The sequence below is a fragment of the Arthrobacter sp. T572 genome (assembly GCF_056780115.1).
On the sequence record NZ_JBRAZQ010000002.1, the window covers coordinates 2,113,369 to 2,130,097 of the forward strand.

Annotated in this window: 15 protein-coding genes; 8 read left to right on the forward strand and 7 right to left on the reverse strand. The window is 64.0% G+C overall.

Going from position 1 to position 16,729, the window contains the following annotated elements:
* Positions 1-5 precede the first annotated feature (5 nt).
* The 7 genes from whiA to ACUYMZ_RS10975 all read left to right on the forward strand — a co-directional run bounded on the left by whiA (position 6) and on the right by ACUYMZ_RS10975 (position 6,034).
* Complete coding sequence (gene whiA, locus ACUYMZ_RS10945; RefSeq protein ID WP_018777554.1) at positions 6-986, forward strand: DNA-binding protein WhiA; 981 nt, start codon at positions 6-8, stop codon at positions 984-986.
* Positions 987-1,161: 175 nt separating this feature from the next.
* On the forward strand, positions 1,162-1,785 hold the full coding sequence (locus ACUYMZ_RS10950; protein WP_426002590.1) for a superoxide dismutase: 624 nt from the start codon (positions 1,162-1,164) through the stop codon (positions 1,783-1,785).
* Between the two features lie 269 nt (positions 1,786-2,054).
* Positions 2,055-3,065 carry a type I glyceraldehyde-3-phosphate dehydrogenase gene (gene gap, locus ACUYMZ_RS10955; protein WP_426002591.1) on the forward strand — a complete coding sequence of 337 codons (1,011 nt, stop codon included), beginning with the start codon at positions 2,055-2,057 and terminating at the stop codon, positions 3,063-3,065.
* Between the two features lie 9 nt (positions 3,066-3,074).
* Positions 3,075-4,301, forward strand: coding sequence for a phosphoglycerate kinase (locus tag ACUYMZ_RS10960; RefSeq protein ID WP_481603309.1), 1,227 nt, complete (start codon positions 3,075-3,077; stop codon positions 4,299-4,301).
* Between the two features lie 78 nt (positions 4,302-4,379).
* Positions 4,380-5,195 carry a triose-phosphate isomerase gene (gene tpiA, locus ACUYMZ_RS10965; RefSeq protein WP_481603311.1) on the forward strand — a complete coding sequence of 272 codons (816 nt, stop codon included), beginning with the start codon at positions 4,380-4,382 and terminating at the stop codon, positions 5,193-5,195.
* Between the two features lie 36 nt (positions 5,196-5,231).
* Entirely contained in the window at positions 5,232-5,489 is a 258-nt protein-coding gene (gene secG, locus ACUYMZ_RS10970; RefSeq protein WP_426002595.1) for a preprotein translocase subunit SecG, read from the forward strand.
* 149 nt (positions 5,490-5,638) lie between these two features.
* Complete coding sequence (locus ACUYMZ_RS10975) at positions 5,639-6,034, forward strand: RNA polymerase-binding protein RbpA (RefSeq protein WP_426002596.1); 396 nt, start codon at positions 5,639-5,641, stop codon at positions 6,032-6,034.
* Here ACUYMZ_RS10975 and pgl read toward each other — a convergent pair.
* The 6 genes from pgl to tkt are packed head-to-tail and all read right to left on the reverse strand — an operon-like array spanning position 5,987 to position 14,207.
* Entirely contained in the window at positions 5,987-6,805 is an 819-nt protein-coding gene (gene pgl, locus ACUYMZ_RS10980) for a 6-phosphogluconolactonase (protein ID WP_442422693.1), read from the reverse strand. The genes ACUYMZ_RS10975 and pgl overlap by 48 nt on opposite strands.
* Complete coding sequence (locus ACUYMZ_RS10985) at positions 6,795-7,736, reverse strand: glucose-6-phosphate dehydrogenase assembly protein OpcA (protein ID WP_481603314.1); 942 nt, start codon at positions 7,734-7,736, stop codon at positions 6,795-6,797. The genes pgl and ACUYMZ_RS10985 overlap by 11 nt, the downstream gene beginning before the upstream one ends.
* Entirely contained in the window at positions 7,733-9,289 is a 1,557-nt protein-coding gene (gene zwf, locus ACUYMZ_RS10990) for a glucose-6-phosphate dehydrogenase (RefSeq protein WP_481603316.1), read from the reverse strand. The genes ACUYMZ_RS10985 and zwf overlap by 4 nt, the downstream gene beginning before the upstream one ends.
* 15 nt (positions 9,290-9,304) lie before the next feature.
* Entirely contained in the window at positions 9,305-10,936 is a 1,632-nt protein-coding gene (locus tag ACUYMZ_RS10995; protein WP_426002601.1) for a glucose-6-phosphate isomerase, read from the reverse strand.
* A gap of 6 nt (positions 10,937-10,942) precedes the next feature.
* Positions 10,943-12,058: a transaldolase gene (gene tal / locus ACUYMZ_RS11000; RefSeq protein ID WP_481603318.1), complete on the reverse strand. Its 1,116-nt coding sequence runs from the start codon at positions 12,056-12,058 to the stop codon at positions 10,943-10,945.
* Between the two features lie 31 nt (positions 12,059-12,089).
* Positions 12,090-14,207 carry a transketolase gene (gene tkt, locus ACUYMZ_RS11005; protein ID WP_481605854.1) on the reverse strand — a complete coding sequence of 706 codons (2,118 nt, stop codon included), beginning with the start codon at positions 14,205-14,207 and terminating at the stop codon, positions 12,090-12,092.
* Positions 14,208-14,644: 437 nt separating this feature from the next.
* Between tkt and ACUYMZ_RS11010 the strand changes: the two genes are divergently transcribed.
* Positions 14,645-15,607, forward strand: coding sequence for a heme o synthase (locus ACUYMZ_RS11010; protein WP_426002603.1), 963 nt, complete (start codon positions 14,645-14,647; stop codon positions 15,605-15,607).
* Between the two features lie 177 nt (positions 15,608-15,784).
* On the opposite strand, the gene ACUYMZ_RS11015 is transcribed toward ACUYMZ_RS11010, so the two are convergent.
* Positions 15,785-16,729 (reverse strand): COX15/CtaA family protein, encoded by a 945-nt coding sequence (locus ACUYMZ_RS11015; RefSeq protein ID WP_481603320.1) that lies wholly within the window; start codon positions 16,727-16,729, stop codon positions 15,785-15,787.

The window sequence follows — 16,729 nt, forward strand, 5'->3', positions numbered from 1 at the left end:
ACGCGATGGCATTAACCGCGTCGGTCAAGGACGAGCTGTCCCGGCTGGACATCAAGAAATCGTCCGTTCGCAAAGCCGAAGTTTCGGCTATGCTCCGCTTTGCCGGCGGCCTGCACATCATCTCCGGACGGATCGTCATAGAGGCAGAGGTCGATCTTGCCTCCACCGCCCGCCGGCTGCGGGCGGCCATCGCCGAGGTCTACGGACACCAGAGCGAGATCATCGTGGTCTCCGGTGGGGGACTGAGGCGCGGCAGCCGTTATGTTGTCCGCGTTGTCCGGGACGGAGAAGCCCTGGCCCGGCAGACCGGCCTGCTGGATGGGCGCGGCCGTCCCGTCCGTGGCCTGCCCTCCGTGGTTGTCAATGGTTCCGCAGCCGACGCAGAGGCCGTCTGGCGGGGAGCCTTCCTGGCCCACGGATCATTGACGGAACCGGGCAGGTCGTCATCCTTGGAAGTGACGTGCCCAGGGCCGGAGTCAGCCCTCGCATTGGTGGGGGCTGCCCGCCGGCTGGGCATCCAGGCCAAGGCCCGGGAAGTCCGCGGCGTGGACAGGGTGGTCATCCGGGACGGTGACACGATTGCCGCCCTGCTGACCCGGATGGGAGCGCACGATGCCCTCATGGTCTGGGAAGAGCGGAGGATGCGGAAGGAAGTCAGGGCAACCGCCAACAGGCTGGCCAATTTCGACGACGCCAACCTGCGCCGTTCCGCACAGGCTGCCGTGGCTGCCGGCGCCCGGGTTGACCGGGCACTGGAGATTCTTGGCGACGATGTGCCGGACCATCTCAAGTACGCAGGTGAGCTTCGTGTGGCCCACAAACAGGCCAGTCTTGACGAACTCGGCCGCCTGGCAGATCCGCCCATGACCAAGGACGCCATAGCCGGCCGGATCCGGCGACTGCTGGCCATGGCCGACAAGCGCGCCCTGGATCTGGGTATACCGGGCACAGAAGCAAATGTGACTCCCGAAATGATGGACGAGTAGTCCGCACCCATAGAATCGGGAAAGTGCGGAGGAAATACTGCAAGGCTGCTGCGGGTTGTTTCCCTCAGGGGCCGGCACAGTCTTCCTCCCCAAGGATTTCCGGTTGGTCAGCCAGCCGGATGGATAGTACGAGAATGACCAAACCGGACTACGGTCCACGACATTGGAGGATTTCGTGACAGAGTACGTTCTGCCCGAGCTCGGCTACGACTACGCAGCACTCGAGCCGCACATTTCGGCGAAGATCATGGAGCTGCACCACAGCAAGCACCACGCTGCCTATGTTGCCGGCGCGAACAACGCCCTCGCGCAGTTGGCTGACGCCCGCGACAAGGGTGACTACGCCAACATCAACCGCCTCTCCAAGGACCTCGCGTTCCACACCGGTGGCCACATCAACCACTCCGTGTTCTGGAACAACATCTCCCCGGACGGCGGCGACAAGCCCGAGGGTGAGCTCGCGGCCGCGATCGACGACGCTTTCGGATCCTTCGACGCCTTCCGCGCGCAGTTCACGGCAGCAGCTTTGGGCCTGCAGGGCTCCGGCTGGGCCTTCCTGGCCTACGAGCCCATTGCCGGCAACCTGCTGATCGAACAGCTCTACGACCAGCAGGGCAACGTTGCCGTCGGCACCACCCCGCTGCTCATGCTCGACATGTGGGAGCACGCCTTCTACCTGGACTACGTCAACGTCAAGGCTGACTACGTCAAGGCTTTCTGGAACATCGTGAACTGGGCAGATGTCGCCAAGCGCTTCGAAGCTGCCCGCGCCAACGCCACGGGCCTCATCGTCCTGTAGTTGGTGAGCCCTCGTTGACACGGGTGTAACAAAAGTCACTTTTATAGTGAATTAGGGCCAAATGCTGAAAAGCCTGCCCCCGCAGTTGCGGGGGCAGGCTTAGTTAAACGTAAGATGGATCACGGAAGGCGGTTAGCCTTCAGCAACGTGGCTGGTCGCCCTCCGATCTGATAATCACCTCTGCCCAATGACGTGCGGGGTCTGTTGGTTGGACCTCTAATCCAACTCACGAGGCGTGCTTGCAAGAGCACCAAGGAGATTGACAAACAGTGACCACCCGTATTGGTATCAACGGCTTCGGCCGCATCGGCCGCAACTACTTCCGCGCAGCGCTGGCCCAGGGCGCAGACCTTGAGATTGTCGCCGTCAACGACCTCACCAGCCCCGAAACCCTCGCCCATCTCCTGAAGTACGACTCTGTCGGCGGCCGTCTGACCCAGTCCGTTGAAGTCGTGGATGGCAATATCGTCGTGGACGGCAAGGCCATCAAGGTTCTCGCCGAGCGTGACCCCGCAAACCTTCCCTGGGCCGACCTCGGCGTCGACATCGTGATCGAGTCCACCGGTTTCTTCACCCAGGCCGCGGCCGCACAGAAGCACATCGATGCTGGTGCCAAGAAGGTCCTTATTTCCGCTCCGGCAAGCGACGAAGACATCACGATCGTCATGGGCGTCAACGACAACCTCTACGATCCCGCCCAGCACAACATCATCTCCAACGCCTCCTGCACCACCAACTGCCTCGGCCCGCTGGCCAAGGTAGTCAACGATGCCTTTGGCATCGAACGCGGCCTGATGACCACCGTGCACGCCTACACGGCGGACCAGAACCTGCAGGACGGCCCCCACAAGGACCTCCGACGTGCCCGTGCCGCCGCCGTCAACATGGTTCCCACGTCCACCGGCGCCGCCAAGGCAATCGGACTGGTCCTCCCTGAGCTCAAGGGCAAGCTGGACGGCTACGCCATCCGCGTTCCCGTGCCGACGGGTTCCGCCACGGACCTCACCGTCACCGTTTCCCGCGAAGTCACCGTGGACGAAGTCAACGCTGCAGTCAAGGCGGCGGCTGAGTCGGAGCAGTGGGCAGGAATCCTCACCTACACCGACGCGCCGATCGTTTCTTCCGACATCGTCGGCGACCCGGCATCGTCGATCTTCGACTCCGGGCTGACCAAGGTGATCGGCAACCAGGTCAAGGTTGTGTCCTGGTATGACAACGAGTGGGGCTACTCCAACCGCCTCGTAGACCTCACGGAGCTTGTCGCATCCAAGCTGGGCTAGGGTAGACACATGACATCTCACACCCTCAACGAACTCATCGCTGAAGGTGTCCGCGGGCGGTACATTCTGGTCAGAAGTGACCTCAATGTGCCGCTCGACGGCTCTACAGTGACCGATGACGGCCGTATCAAGGCATCCCTCCCGGTCCTCAAGAAGCTCTCGGACGCCGGTGCCCGTGTGCTCGTAACCGCCCACCTCGGCCGCCCCAAGGGTGCACCCGAGGAAAAGTACTCCCTGAAGCCTGCAGCAGCCCGCCTCGCGGAACTGGCGGACTTCACGGTGGCATTGGCCGACGACACCGTTGGCGAGTCCGCCAAAGCCCGCGCAGCGGCGCTCCAGGACGGCGAAGTCCTGATCCTGGAGAACGTCCGCTTCGACGCCCGCGAGACCAGCAAGGACGACGCCGACCGCGGCGCATTCGCGGACGAACTCGTGGCCCTCACCGGCGGGAACGGGGCATTCGTGGACGATGCTTTCGGTGCAGTGCACCGCAAGCACGCCAGTGTCTTCGACGTCGCCACGCGGCTTCCGTCCTACCTGGGCGACCTCGTCCACACCGAGGTCGAGGTCCTGCGCAAGCTGACCACCGACACCCAGCGCCCCTACGTGGTGGTCCTCGGCGGCTCCAAGGTATCCGACAAGCTCGCCGTCATCGACAACCTCATCGGCAAGGCTGACACCATCCTCGTCGGCGGCGGCATGCTCTTCACCTTCCTGGCGGCCAACGGCTGCAAGGTTGGCGGCAGCCTGCTTGAAGAGGACCAGATTCCTGTTGTCCAGGACTACCTCAAGAGGGCAGCCGACGCCGGGACGTCGTTCGTCATTCCGACCGACGTCGTGGTTGCGAACCGCTTTGCCGCGGACGCCGAGCACGAAGTCGTAGCAGCCGACGCCATCGAGGAGAGCTCCTTCGGCGCCTCCGGCATCGGCCTGGACATCGGACCCGCGACCGCCACTGCCTTTGCCGCACAGATCGAAGGCGCCAAGACCGTGTTCTGGAACGGCCCGATGGGCGTGTTCGAGTTCGCGGCTTTCGCCGGCGGAACCAGGGCAATCGCCCAGGCGCTGACGGACACTGTCGCCTTCACGGTGGTTGGTGGTGGAGACTCTGCCGCCGCCGTCCGCACCCTGGGCTTCGAGGACTCACAGTTCGGGCATATCTCCACCGGTGGCGGGGCAAGCCTGGAGTACCTTGAAGGCAAGGAACTTCCGGGCCTGAGCGTCCTGGACCGCTGACCAGCAACCGGCCGGCAGGGTGCATCACAGCGCCCTGCCGGCTGTTTCCTTAATCCCCTGAAATCTTTTGGAGTTCATGTGACTACCTCTGCCAACGGCAACTTTGTCCGCAAGCCCTTCATCGCAGGCAACTGGAAGATGAACATGGACCATGTCCAGGGCATCACCCTGCTGCAGAAGCTGGCGTGGACCCTCTCCGACGCCAAGCACGACTACAAGCGGGTCGAAGTTGCTGTCTTCCCGCCGTTCACCGATCTCCGCGGCGTGCAGACCCTGGTACAGGGGGACGACCTCGATGTTGTCTACGGTGCTCAGGACCTCTCCCAGTTCGATTCCGGCGCGTACACGGGTGACATCTCCGGCCAGTTCCTGAACAAGCTGGGTTGCTCCTACGTCCTGGTAGGCCACAGCGAACGGCGCACCATCCACCATGAGTCCGACGAAGTCCTGAACGCCAAGGTCAAGGCAGCGTTCCGTCACCAAGTCACCCCCGTCCTTTGTGTCGGGGAAGGCCTCGAGGTCCGGCAGGCGGGCACGCACGTGGAGCACACGCTTGCACAGCTGCGCGCAGGCGTCGAAGGGCTGACCGGCGAGCAAGCGGCCGAACTCGTGGTGGCTTACGAGCCCGTCTGGGCCATTGGTACCGGTGAAGTCGCAGGTCCCGGCGACGCCCAGGAAATGTGCGCCGCCATCCGGGATGAGTTGGCCAGGCTCTTTGATGAGTCGGTTGCCCTCAAGACGCGCCTGCTCTATGGAGGCTCGGTCAAGGCCAACAACGCGGCTGCCATCATGGCTGAAGCTGACGTTGACGGGCTCCTTGTGGGTGGCGCCAGCCTGGACCCCGCCGAGTTTGCTAACATTGTCAGGTTCGAGAGCCACCTCGTGACGGACTAGTCCGGCTCCCGTTTTCCGCTTCTTCGAAAGGCCGTTGTGGACGTTCTCCAAGTCATCCTGCAGATTCTGCTGGGTGTAACCAGCCTGCTGCTGACGCTGCTCATCCTGCTTCACAAGGGAAGGGGCGGCGGGCTGTCCGACATGTTCGGTGGCGGTATGAGCTCCGGACTGAGCTCCTCCGGTGTTGCTGAGCGGAACCTCAACCGCTTTACCATCATCCTTGGTGTCACCTGGGGCCTTGTCATCATCGGGTTGGGCCTCATCATGCGCTTCACCTCCGGCGGAGATTCGTAGCCAAAGCCTGAGGCTTTCCATGTATTCACGACGGCGGCACCCGGAAGACGGGTGCCGCCGTCGTACACCCCGCATTACAATGGGCGTGTCGGCCGCAGGGCCGACTGGCCGCCACGGCCCACCACCTCGCCGCCCAGGGGGTTCAAACAATGGTTCATGGCACGCCCGGCTACCGGGGTACCCGCGCAGGAGTTGCGCTTGGTTCCGGAGCAAGGAATCACAGCGATCCAGGCGAAGCTGAGCAATTGCCGCGTATTCGTGTCCCCTATTGGTGCGCCAAGGGACATGAAACGCGGCTTATTTTCCTTAAGCTGCCCGACGATCAGATCCCCAAGACCTGGGATTGTCCCAAGTGCGGGCTGACCGCGGCCAGGGAGCCGGGAACTGCCTCCCCAACCCGGCCGGACGACGAACTGTATAAATCCCACCTGGACTACGTTAAAGAAAGACGCTCCAGCCAGGACGCCGAAACGGTCCTGGCTGGAGCGCTGGAGCGGTTACGCGCCGGCCGGGTCCTTCCGGACCAGTTGCTGGGGGACGCGTGAAGCAGCGTTCTCGTCGATAAGCCAGAGGGTCCGGGACCGACCCACAGGACCGGCAGCCGGTACCTGAACCGGGTTCGCCCCGGCAAGTGCCAGGCCTACCGCACCTGCTTTGTCCTCGCCTGCCACGACCATCCAAATTTCCTGGGCGGTGTTGATCGCCGGCAGGGTAAGGGACACGCGCGACGGCGGCGGCTTGGGTGAATTTTCGACGCCCACCACAGTCCGGCCCTTTTCGCGGATACCGGCTTGTTCGGGGAAGAGCGACGCCACGTGTGCATCAGGTCCTACGCCAAGAAGCAGCACATCGAACCGTGGCAGGTCTGACGGACTTTCCGGCCGGTCGTCAGACATGTCGGCTGCGTGTTCGGCTTCTGCTGCCGCCTTGAGTCGCGCCGCGTAGTCATCGGCCGCCTCCTGCGCCGTGGCGAAATCGTCTGAGGAGCCGGGCTCGTGGACACGGGCAGGATCGACAGGCAACTGCGACAGCAGTGCCTGGTGAGCCTGACGGGTGTTCCGCTCGTCGCTGTCGGCAGCGACGAAGCGCTCGTCCCCCCACCAAAAGTTCACCCTGGACCAGTCAACTGCAGGAGCTGCGGCAGAGTCCGCCACAGCCTTGAGCGTCCCGATGCCCACGGTGCCGCCCGTCAGGACAACCGTGGCTTCGCCGTGCTTGTCCTGTACGTCGACAAGCTTGGTGATCAGGCGTGCCGCAATGGCAGCCATCAACACCTTGGAGTCGGGATGGATGCTAACTCTTGGCTCAGCGTGCACTGGTCTGGACTCTCCTCTGGCTGGTAAGTGGCAGTCCCATGGTAATCACTTCTCCGAAGACTTCGTCAGGATCCAGACGGCGGAGTTCTTCTGCCAGGCAGTCCCGAAGGCTGCGGCGGGGGAGGGTGATGCGCTGGGCCGGCTGTCCGGGCTGCGTCAGTTCAGCCACGGACAAGCCCGGGCGGAACAGTTGGACATCACCGCTGGCACGGGTCAGGCGTACACGCCGGATCCCGGTGCCGGCCGGGTCCGCCACGATCGTGACCGGGGCCTGCAAAGCCAACGTCAGCCAGGCGGCAAGCAGGAGGGTGCTGGGGGAGTCCGACGCCCCTTCGACCGCGATGGCAGAGACAGGATCGCTGTCCACCTGGTCGAGAACCGCCGCAAGCTGGATGCGCCAATTGGTCAACCGCGTCCAGGCAAGGTCGGTGTCACCGGCCTTGTACGTGCGGCGGATGTTCTCCAATGCCTGGGCGGGATCCGCCTCATTGGCCGAGTCCGTGATACGCCGGTGGGCAATCCTGCCGATGGATGTGTCGCAGGCGCTCTCCGGCGCTCCGTGGGGCCACCATGCCACAATCGGAGCGTCCGGCAGCAGCAACGCAGCCACCAGCGACTCGCTCTCGTGGGCCATCTGGCCGTAGCCGCGCAGCACGATGACCTCGGAGGCTCCGGCGTCGCCTCCCACGCGGATCTGCGCATCGAGGCGGTCGGGCGCTTCGACCCCGGCGTCGGCAAGCACGATGATCCGGCAGGGGTGTTCCCGGCTCGCCTCGTTGGCGGCCTCGATGGCTTCCTCCTCCTGCCCGGACTTGGTAACCACCACCAGCGTGAGCACTCGACCCAGCGCGATGACACCGCCCTGTTCACGCAGCGACATGATCTTCTTCGAGATCTTGGACGTGGTTGTGTCGGGAAGATCTACGATCATGGCCTTCTCCAGGTTCGTCCGTCACGGGCCAGGAGTTCGTCGGCGGATGCCGGCCCCCAGCTGCCCGGTGCGTAGGGTTGAGGTTGTTCGTCCAGACCAGCCCAGTATTCCTCGAACGGGTCGAGGATCTTCCAGGACAGCTCCACTTCCTGGTGCCGCGGGAACAGCGGCGGCTCGCCCAGGAGGACGTCCAGGATCAGCCGCTCATAGGCTTCGGGACTGGACTCCGTGAAGGAGTGGCCGTAACCGAAGTCCATGGTGACGTCGCGGACTTCCATCTGCGTGCCCGGGACCTTGGAACCGAAGCGGATGGTTGCGCCCTCATCCGGTTGTACGCGGATGACCACTGCGTTTTGCCCGAAGTCGTCTTCACCGTGGTCGCGGAAGAGCAAGTTGGGTGCACGCTTGAACACCACGGCAATCTCGGTCACCCGACGGCCCAGGCGCTTTCCGGCGCGAAGGTAGAACGGAACCCCATGCCAGCGGCGGGTATTGATGTCCACCCGGATGGCGGCGTAGGTTTCGGTCTTCGAGTCCGCAGGAATGCCGTCTTCGTCCAGGTAGCCCTGGACTTCCTCGCCCCCCTGCCAGCCACCGGTGAACTGTCCCCGGGCGGAGTGGGTTGAAAGGTCCTCAGGCAGCTTCACGGCAGCCAGGACCTTCTCCTTTTCCGCACGGAGGTCGTCGGCGTTGAAGGAGATGGGCTCCTCCATGGCCGTCAGCGCCAGCAATTGCAGCAGGTGGTTCTGGATGACATCGCGGGCTGCGCCCACGCCGTCGTAGTAGCCGGCGCGGCCGCCGGTACCGATGTCCTCGGCCATCGTGATCTGCACGTGGTCAACATAGTTGGCGTTCCACAGCGGCTCGAACAACTGGTTGGCAAAGCGCAGGGCCAGGATGTTCTGGACTGTTTCCTTGCCCAGGTAGTGGTCGATACGGAACACAGCGTCCGGCGGGAACACCGATTCCACAATGTCGTTCAGCTGCCGTGCCGACTCGAGGTCGTGGCCGAACGGCTTCTCGATGACCACGCGCCGCCACTGGCCCGGCTTGGCCTGGGCCAGGCCGTGCTTGGACAGCTGCCGGCAGACCTGTTCGAACGCCTTGGGCGGGATTGACAGGTAGAAGCCGTGGTTTCCCCGGGTGCCACGGTTCTCGTCGAGTTCTTCGAGGACGTCGCCCAAGCGCTCGAAGGCGTCGTCGTCGTCGAACTCGCCCTTGACGAAGCGGACGCCGGACGCCAACTGCTCCCACACGGCTTCATCGAACCTGGTGCGGGCGTGGGCCTTGACGTTTTCCTTGACCTCGGCCGCGAAGTCGGCGTCGTCCCAGTCGCGGCGGCCGAAGCCCACCAAGGCAAAGCTCGGCGGAAGGAGGCCCCGGTTGGCGAGGTCGTAGACCGCGGGCATGAGTTTCTTTCGGGCGAGGTCGCCGGTGACTCCGAAGAAGACCAACGACGACGGCCCTGCAATACGGTTCAGACGGCGGTCCCGCGGGTCCCGCAAGGGGTTCCGCAGCCCGGCGTTCTTCCTGCCGTTTTCAGTTTCTGGCATGTTTGGTTTTGTGCCTTAGCTTTCGAGTGCGCTGGCCTGCCCGGCCAACGCAGCGACGACTTCCTGGAGCTGGGCTACGCCTGCTGCACGGTCAGTGAGATGCAGGCGAAGCACGGGACGGCCGTGTCCTTCAAGGACCTGGGCGTCGCCCGAGGCCTGGGCCGCAATAAGCTCACCGAAGGTGAACGGGCGGTCCGGAATCTCCAGGTCCGTGGAGGCGGCTGCCGTGACCTGGAGGAACACTCCAATGGCGGGTCCACCCTTGTGGAACTGCCCCGTGGAGTGCAGGAAGCGCGGTCCCCAACCGAAGGTGACCGGGCGCCCGGACACAGCGGCCAGTTCGTCACGGATTCCTTCCAGGGGAGCGTGGGCGATCCGGTCAAGGTACGCCTGGACGCTCAGGTAGCCGTCAGCGCCCAGCTGATCCAGCAGAGCCTGGACCGCGTCGGTGACTGTCGCTGCGGAGCCGAGCCAGTCGCCGCCCCGAACTTCCACGGAGCCGTCCGTGAAAGCCGCAGGTGTGGGCTCGGGACGTGCGTCCAACAGACCGCGGGCAGCAACCTTGGCGGCCTCGACATCCGGCTGGTCGAAGGGATTGATGCCGAGCAACCGGCCGGCAACTGCGGTGGCAAATTCCCAGACGAACATCTGGGATGCGAGTCCGCCTGCGATGGCCACCTCGTTGTCGCGAAGATCAACGTCCGCGTCGGCATCCACCAGGCGCACCACCAGGACGTCGTCCGCGCCCGCAACGGCTTCGGGGGAGTCCGGGCCGGCAACGACCGGCAGGACACCCGTGCCCGACTTGCCGGTGGATTCGGCGATCAGCTGTTCGGCCCAGTCGGCGAAACCGACAATCCCGGAGCCGTCCTCGGCGATGACGATCTTGTTGCGCAGGGGGGTGGTTCCCCCCAGGGCGATGCCGAGAGCAAGGCCGATGTTGTCGTTGGAGTCCTCGTTGAGGACCTCCGCAGCCTCTTCAGCCTCATCGAGGAAGGCCTGGATGTCGACGCCGGCCAGGCCGCACGGGACCAGGCCGAACGCGGTCAAGGCCGAGAACCGTCCGCCGACGTTGGGGTCAGCGTTGAAGACAGCACGGTAGCCGGCCTCACGGGATGCCTTGTCCAAGGGAGAGCCAGGATCCGTCACGATGATGATCCGGCTGGCCGCTTCGATTCCGGCCTCGTTGAAGGCCTTCTCGAAGACGCGGCGCTGCGAGTCGGTCTCCACAGTGGAACCTGACTTGGAGGAAACCACAATGGCTGTTTCCTCCAGGCGGTCGGCAAGGGCAGCACTGACCTGTTCGGGGTCGGTGCTGTCCAGCACAGTCAGCTCGACGCCGGCGGTACCGGCGATGACCTCGGGGGCCAGCGAGGATCCACCCATGCCGCACAGGACGATATGGGAGACGCCCTCTGCGCGCAAGGCGTCACGCAATTCCAGAATCTCCGCAACCAGAGGCTGGGAGACGGCTGGAGCCTCTACCCAGCCCAGCCTGATGGCGGACTCGGATTCGGCGTCAGGACCCCACAGAGTATGGTCCTTGGCGAAAATCCTTGTTGCGATTTTGTCCTCGACCAGGGCGTCGATGTGCTGGGCGATAGCCTGCTGTGCAGCACCGCTGGCGTCGTAGCTGATTGTGCTCATTGTTGGTTAGGAAGCCTTCCGTGCAGTTGCGAGAGCGCCTTCGACGTCGGCCAGCAGTTCTTTCCAGCTGGCTACGAACTTCTCAAGCCCCTCGGACTCAAGGAGCGCCACGACGTCGTTGTAAGCGACGCCAAGGCCTTCAAGGGCGTTCAGGGTTGCATTGGCGTCCTCGTAGGTTCCGGAGACGGTGTCCCCGGTGACGACGCCGTGGTCGAAAGTAGCATCAAGCGTCTTCTCGGGCATGGTGTTGACGACACCCGGAGCTACGAGCTCCGTAACATACAGGGTGTCCGGGTATGCCGGGTCCTTGACGCCGGTGGATGCCCACAGCGGACGCTGGGGACGGGCGCCGGCTTCGGCCAGGAGTGCCCAGCGTTCGGTGGAGAACAGCTCTTCGTAGACCTGGTAGGCGAGGCGCGCGTTGGCAACGCCTGCCTTGCCCTTGAGAGCCTTGGCCTCGTCGGTTCCGATGGCATCGAGCCGCTTGTCGATCTCGGTGTCCACGCGGGAGACGAAGAATGATGCGACCGAGTGGATCCTGGAGAGGTCGTGACCGTTCTCCTTCGCCTGCTCCAAACCGGACTGGAAGGCGTTGATGACTGCGCGGTAGCGCTCCAGGGAGAAGATCAGCGTGACGTTGACGCTGATGCCTTCGGCCAGGGTTGCCGTGATGGCTTCGAGGCCTTCCAGGGTTGCCGGGATCTTGATGTGGACGTTGTCCTTGTTCACCTTGGCGTGCAGGTGCTTGGCTTCCGCGATGGTACCGGCGGTGTCCCAGGCGAGGCGGGGATCGACCTCAATGGAGACACGGCCGTCAACACCGTTGGTCGCTGCGGCGATCGGAGCGAAGAGGTCGCAGGCGTCGGCGACGTCGGTAGTGGTGATCTCGAAGATGGTCTCCTCGACGCTGGCGCCTGCTGCTGCCTGCTTGGCGATCGTGGCGTCGTAGTCCGTGCCCGAGGTGATGGCGGCGTGGAAGATCGACGGGTTCGTGGTCACGCCAACGACGTTCTTTTCATCGATGAGCTTCTGCAGGGTACCGGTTTCAAGGCGTCCGCGGGAGAGGTCGTCGAGCCAGATGGAAACGCCGGCATCGGAAAGCTGCTGTGTTGGAGTAGTCATTGAATTTCTCCTGTCTTAGGGGGTCAGACGGTTATGCTGCGGCGTCTGCGAGGGAGTCCTTGGCGGCTGCGGCGACAGCCTCGGCGGTGATGCCGAACTCCTGGAAGAGCCGCTTGTAGTCAGCCGAGGCGCCGAAGTGTTCCAGCGAGATGGAGCGGCCGGCGTCACCGACGAATTCGCGCCAGCCCTGGGAGAGTCCGGCTTCGACGGAGACGCGGGCCTTGACTGCTGCGGGCAAGACGGATTCGCGGTAGGCCTCGTCCTGCTTGTTGAACCACTCGACACACGGCATGGAGACGACGCGGGTGGCGATGCCTTCTGCCTGGAGTGCTTCGCGGGCCTGCACGGCGAGCTGGACCTCGGAGCCGGTGCCGATCAGGATCACCTGGGCGTCCACCGTTTCACCGTCCTTGGAGGCCTCGGCCAGGACGTAGCCGCCCTTGGCCACACCTGCGGTGGATGCGAAGGTATCACCGGTGGCCTCGCCTTCACCGCGGGCGTAGGTGGGGATGTTCTGGCGGGTCAGCACGATCCCTGCCGGGTTCTCGTGGTTCTCCAGCATGGCCTTCCAGGCAGCGGAGACTTCGTTCGCGTCACCGGGGCGGACCACGTCCAGGCCCGGGATGGCGCGCAGGGAGGCGAGCTGTTCCACCGGCTGGTGGGTGGGGCCGTCTTCGCCCAGGCCGATGGAGTCGTGCGTCCACACGTACAGGGACGGAACACCCATCAGAGCGCCAAGACGGATGGCCGGACGCTGGTAGTCCGAGAAGATCAGGAACGTGCCAGAGAACGCACGCGTGCGGCCGTGCAGGGAGATGCCGTTCACGATCGAGGCAGCGGCGTGCTCACGGATACCGAAGTGCAGCACGCGGCCGTACGGGTTGCCCTTCCAGGCGTCCGTGGAGCGCGATGCCGGGATGAACGAGGGCGAGCCCTCGATCGTGGTGTTGTTCGACTCCGCCAGGTCAGCGGACCCGCCCCAGAGTTCGGGCAGGACAGGTCCAATCGCGTTCAGGACCTTGCCCGAAGCGGCACGGGTGGAAACGTCCTTGCCGGCCTCGAACACCGGAAGGGCAGCGTCGATGCCCACCGGAAGCTTCTTGGCCTCAATGCGCTCGAGCAAAGCGGCGCCGTCCGGGTTGCCCTGCTGCCATGCCTCGAACCTGGCCTGCCAGGCTGCGCGTTCCTCGGAACCACGCTCAACAACCTTGCGGGCGTGGGCCAGAACCTCTTCGTCAATGTCGAAGGACTTTTCCGGGTCGAAACCCAGGACCGTCTTCAGCGCGGCAACTTCCTCGGCGCCCAGGGCCGAACCGTGGATCTTGCCGGTGTTCTGCTTCTTCGGAGCCGGGTAGCCGATGATGGTGCGCAGCGAAATGATGGAGGGCTTGGTCGTTTCGGCCTTGGCCGCCAGCAGCGCCGAGTACAGTTCCTGGACATCCTCGACATATTCGCCGGTCTTGGTCCAGTCCACGCGCTGGGTGTGCCAGCCATAGGCCTCGTAGCGCTTCAGGACATCCTCGGTGAACGCGATGTCGGTGTCGTCTTCGATGGAGATGTGGTTCTCGTCGTAGATCACCACGAGGTTGCCCAGTTCCTGGTGCCCGGCCAGGGAGGAAGCCTCCGAGGTGACACCTTCCTGGAGATCGCCGTCGGAAGCGATGACCCAGATGGTGTGGTCGAACGGCGACTGGCCGGCGGGAGCATCGGCGTCGAACAGGCCGCGCTGGCGGCGCTGGGAGTACGCGAAACCGACCGACGACGCCAGACCCTGGCCCAGCGGTCCGGTAGTGATTTCAACACCGGCGGTGTGCTTGTACTCCGGGTGGCCCGGAGTCAGCGAACCCCAGGTACGCAGCGCCTCGAGGTCCTTCAATTCCAGGCCGTAACCGGAGAGGAACAACTGGATGTAAAGAGTCAAAGAAGTGTGGCCCGGAGACAGGATGAAACGGTCACGGCCAATCCAGTCAGGGTTCTTCGGATCGTGGCGCATGAGCTTCTGGAACAGCAGGTACGCCGCGGGAGCCAAACTCATCGCGGTACCGGGGTGTCCGTTGCCCACCTTCTCCACAGCGTCCGCAGCCAACACCCGAACGGTGTCCACGGCCTTCTTGTCCAGATCGGTCCAGGACAGTTGTTGCTCTTCCAAATGTGGCACGAAAACCGAGCCCCTCTCTGTGCTGACGGCAAGTTTATGGAGACGGCACGCAGAAGCTCAGGATGGCGGCCCGCTGCAATGTGTCTCCCAGCCGTTCACCATTGAAACGTTGATCTCTCATCCAGACGCACGGAGATCCGAGAATACGGTTTCCCGGAAAGTCGACGTGTGCTGATCTGCTCACAGCTTAGCCCGAAACGTGTCGTGGGACTCAGGGAATCCCACTAACTGGACAGAAATTCGCTTATATGAATCACCAAGGCGCCGCGGAGGCGTGAAGATTCGGAAACATTGGCGTTTTTTGCGGACATTGGCCCGTGCCCGGCCACGGTATGATATTTGGAGGCCACCAGCAGTTCGCGCGCCCGCGGTCCCACGTCGGAGTCCCGGACGGCAACTGCTGCGAGAACCCCAGAGCATAGAACAGAGTGACTGCCGCCGTGAGCACAACTGATACGCACCTCAACGCGTCCCCGGCCCGGGGAAGCATCGGATTCTCCCGTAAGTTCAAGGCGTATCTCGCACTCACCAAACCCCGCGTCATCGAACTGCTCCTGGTCAGCACGCTGCCCACCATGATTTTCGCGCAGCGCGGCTTCCCCTCCCTGGGACTCATCCTGGCCACGCTGGTGGGCGGCGCGTTCGCCGCCGGCAGCGCCGGTGTCTTCAACTGCTACATCGACCGTGACATCGACAAACTGATGCACCGGACGGAAAAGCGCCCCCTTGTTACAGGAGAGGTGACCCCCCGTGAGGCCCTGGTCTTCGCGTGGGTGCTTGGCGCTGCTTCGATTGCCATTCTTTGGTTCGGGGCCAACCCGCTCTCTGCATGGCTGGGCCTGGGTGCGATCGTGTTCTACGTGGTCATTTACACCATGATCCTTAAGCGCCGTACGGCCCAGAACATTGTCTGGGGAGGCGCTGCGGGCTGCTTTCCTGTCCTGATCGCCTGGGCCGCCGTTACCAATACCGTGGAGTGGCCGGCCATCGTCCTCTTCATGGTCATCTTCCTCTGGACACCACCGCATTACTGGCCCCTGTCCATGCGGTACGGCGAAGACTACCGCAACGCCAACGTGCCCATGCTGGGGGCGATCGCCGGCGCAAAGGTCGTTTCCGTCCAGGTCGTCCTCTACGCGTGGGCCATGGTCGCGTGTTCCCTCCTGATGATTCCGGTCGGCGGTGCCGGCTGGGTTTATACGGTGGCTGCCGTTGCCGCCGGCGCCTGGTTCCTCTACGAGAGCCACGCACTGTATAAGCGGGCACAGGGCGGTGACGTCTCCAACAAGGGAGCCATGAAGGTCTTCCACGGTTCCATCAGCTACCTGACGCTTCTCTTTATTGCCCTGGCCGTGGATCCGTTCGTCGGTTCGCCGCTGATCGGCGGCTAAGGAGCACAGCCTCCAGGAGTTAAAGCCCGACGCCGGCACCCACCTGGGTGCCGGCGTCGGGCTTTTTCATCACCTGCCCAAGGCTCCCGCAGCGGTGAGTCCGAGGTTGGCCGATACGCGGCGTCCCGGCCCGGGGATCCTAAGGTGACGCGGATGCGCTGGGCGGCGTGGCCCTGCCTACGTGGCCGGGCTCGCCTTTGCCAGGTCTGCCGCATTGGTGGCCGCGCTCATAAGCAGTGCCGCACCCAGCATGTGTGCTCCCACCAGCAGCGCCGGAATTCCGTTGTAGTACTGAGTGAAGCCGATGATCGCCTGAAGCACCGTAACTGCCAGCATCAGGTAGGCGGCCGTGCGGAAGGGGCCGCCGATTTTGTGCCGGAAGACCAGGTAGACCGCAAAGAACGAACCTGCGGTGATGAGGTAGGCGGGGATGGCGTGAATGTGCGAGAAGAGGTCCCAGTCAAGGTTGTTCCGGGGCGCGTCCGCGTCACCGGCGTGGGGACCCGCACCGGTCACCACCACCCCCAGCATCACGGCAATGGCGGAAAACACAGCAACGGCCATCATGACCGGGCGGGCTGCACCCGGAAGGGACGGCAGGGAGCGGTTCATGAAACGCCCCGTGCGCCCGAACGCGCGGTTGACCAAAAGCGTCGCAAAGACCACCAGGGCCATGGAGACCAGGAAGTGGAGCCCCACCACCCACGGGTTGAGGCCGGAGAGTACGGTGATCCCGCCGATCACTGCCTGTGCCGGGATGCTGGCCAGCAGACCCAGGGCAAGCAGGAACAGATCACGGCGTTCCTTGCGCAAGTTCCACAAGTACACCAGCATGAGGGCTGCCACCGCTGCCAAGGCAAAGGTCAGGAGCCGGTTGCCGAACTCGATGAAACCATGGATGCCCATCTCCGGAGTGTTGACCAGGGAGTCGTCGGTGCAGCGTGGCCAGGTGGGGCAACCCAGGCCGGATGCTGTGAGGCGAACGGCCCCACCGGTGACCACGAGGACTGTCTGCCCAATCAGGGAAAGAACGGCCAGTCGCCTGATGGCGCGGTTGATCTCCGTCGGCAACTTGGATGCCAGCCGCTGGACGGTTTTCGGAAGGCGGGACGCCGTGCTCAC

Coding starts and splice junctions, on each gene's coding strand:
- zwf (WP_481603316.1), bottom strand. CDS start 9,289: ATGCCAGAAACTGAAAACGGCAGGAAGAACGCCGGGCTGCGGAACCCC.
- ACUYMZ_RS10975 (WP_426002596.1), top strand. CDS start 5,639: ATGGTTCATGGCACGCCCGGCTACCGGGGTACCCGCGCAGGAGTTGCG.
- ACUYMZ_RS10985 (WP_481603314.1), bottom strand. CDS start 7,736: ATGATCGTAGATCTTCCCGACACAACCACGTCCAAGATCTCGAAGAAG.
- ACUYMZ_RS10995 (WP_426002601.1), bottom strand. CDS start 10,936: ATGAGCACAATCAGCTACGACGCCAGCGGTGCTGCACAGCAGGCTATC.
- tal (WP_481603318.1), bottom strand. CDS start 12,058: ATGACTACTCCAACACAGCAGCTTTCCGATGCCGGCGTTTCCATCTGG.
- ACUYMZ_RS10960 (WP_481603309.1), top strand. CDS start 3,075: ATGACATCTCACACCCTCAACGAACTCATCGCTGAAGGTGTCCGCGGG.
- whiA (WP_018777554.1), top strand. CDS start 6: ATGGCATTAACCGCGTCGGTCAAGGACGAGCTGTCCCGGCTGGACATC.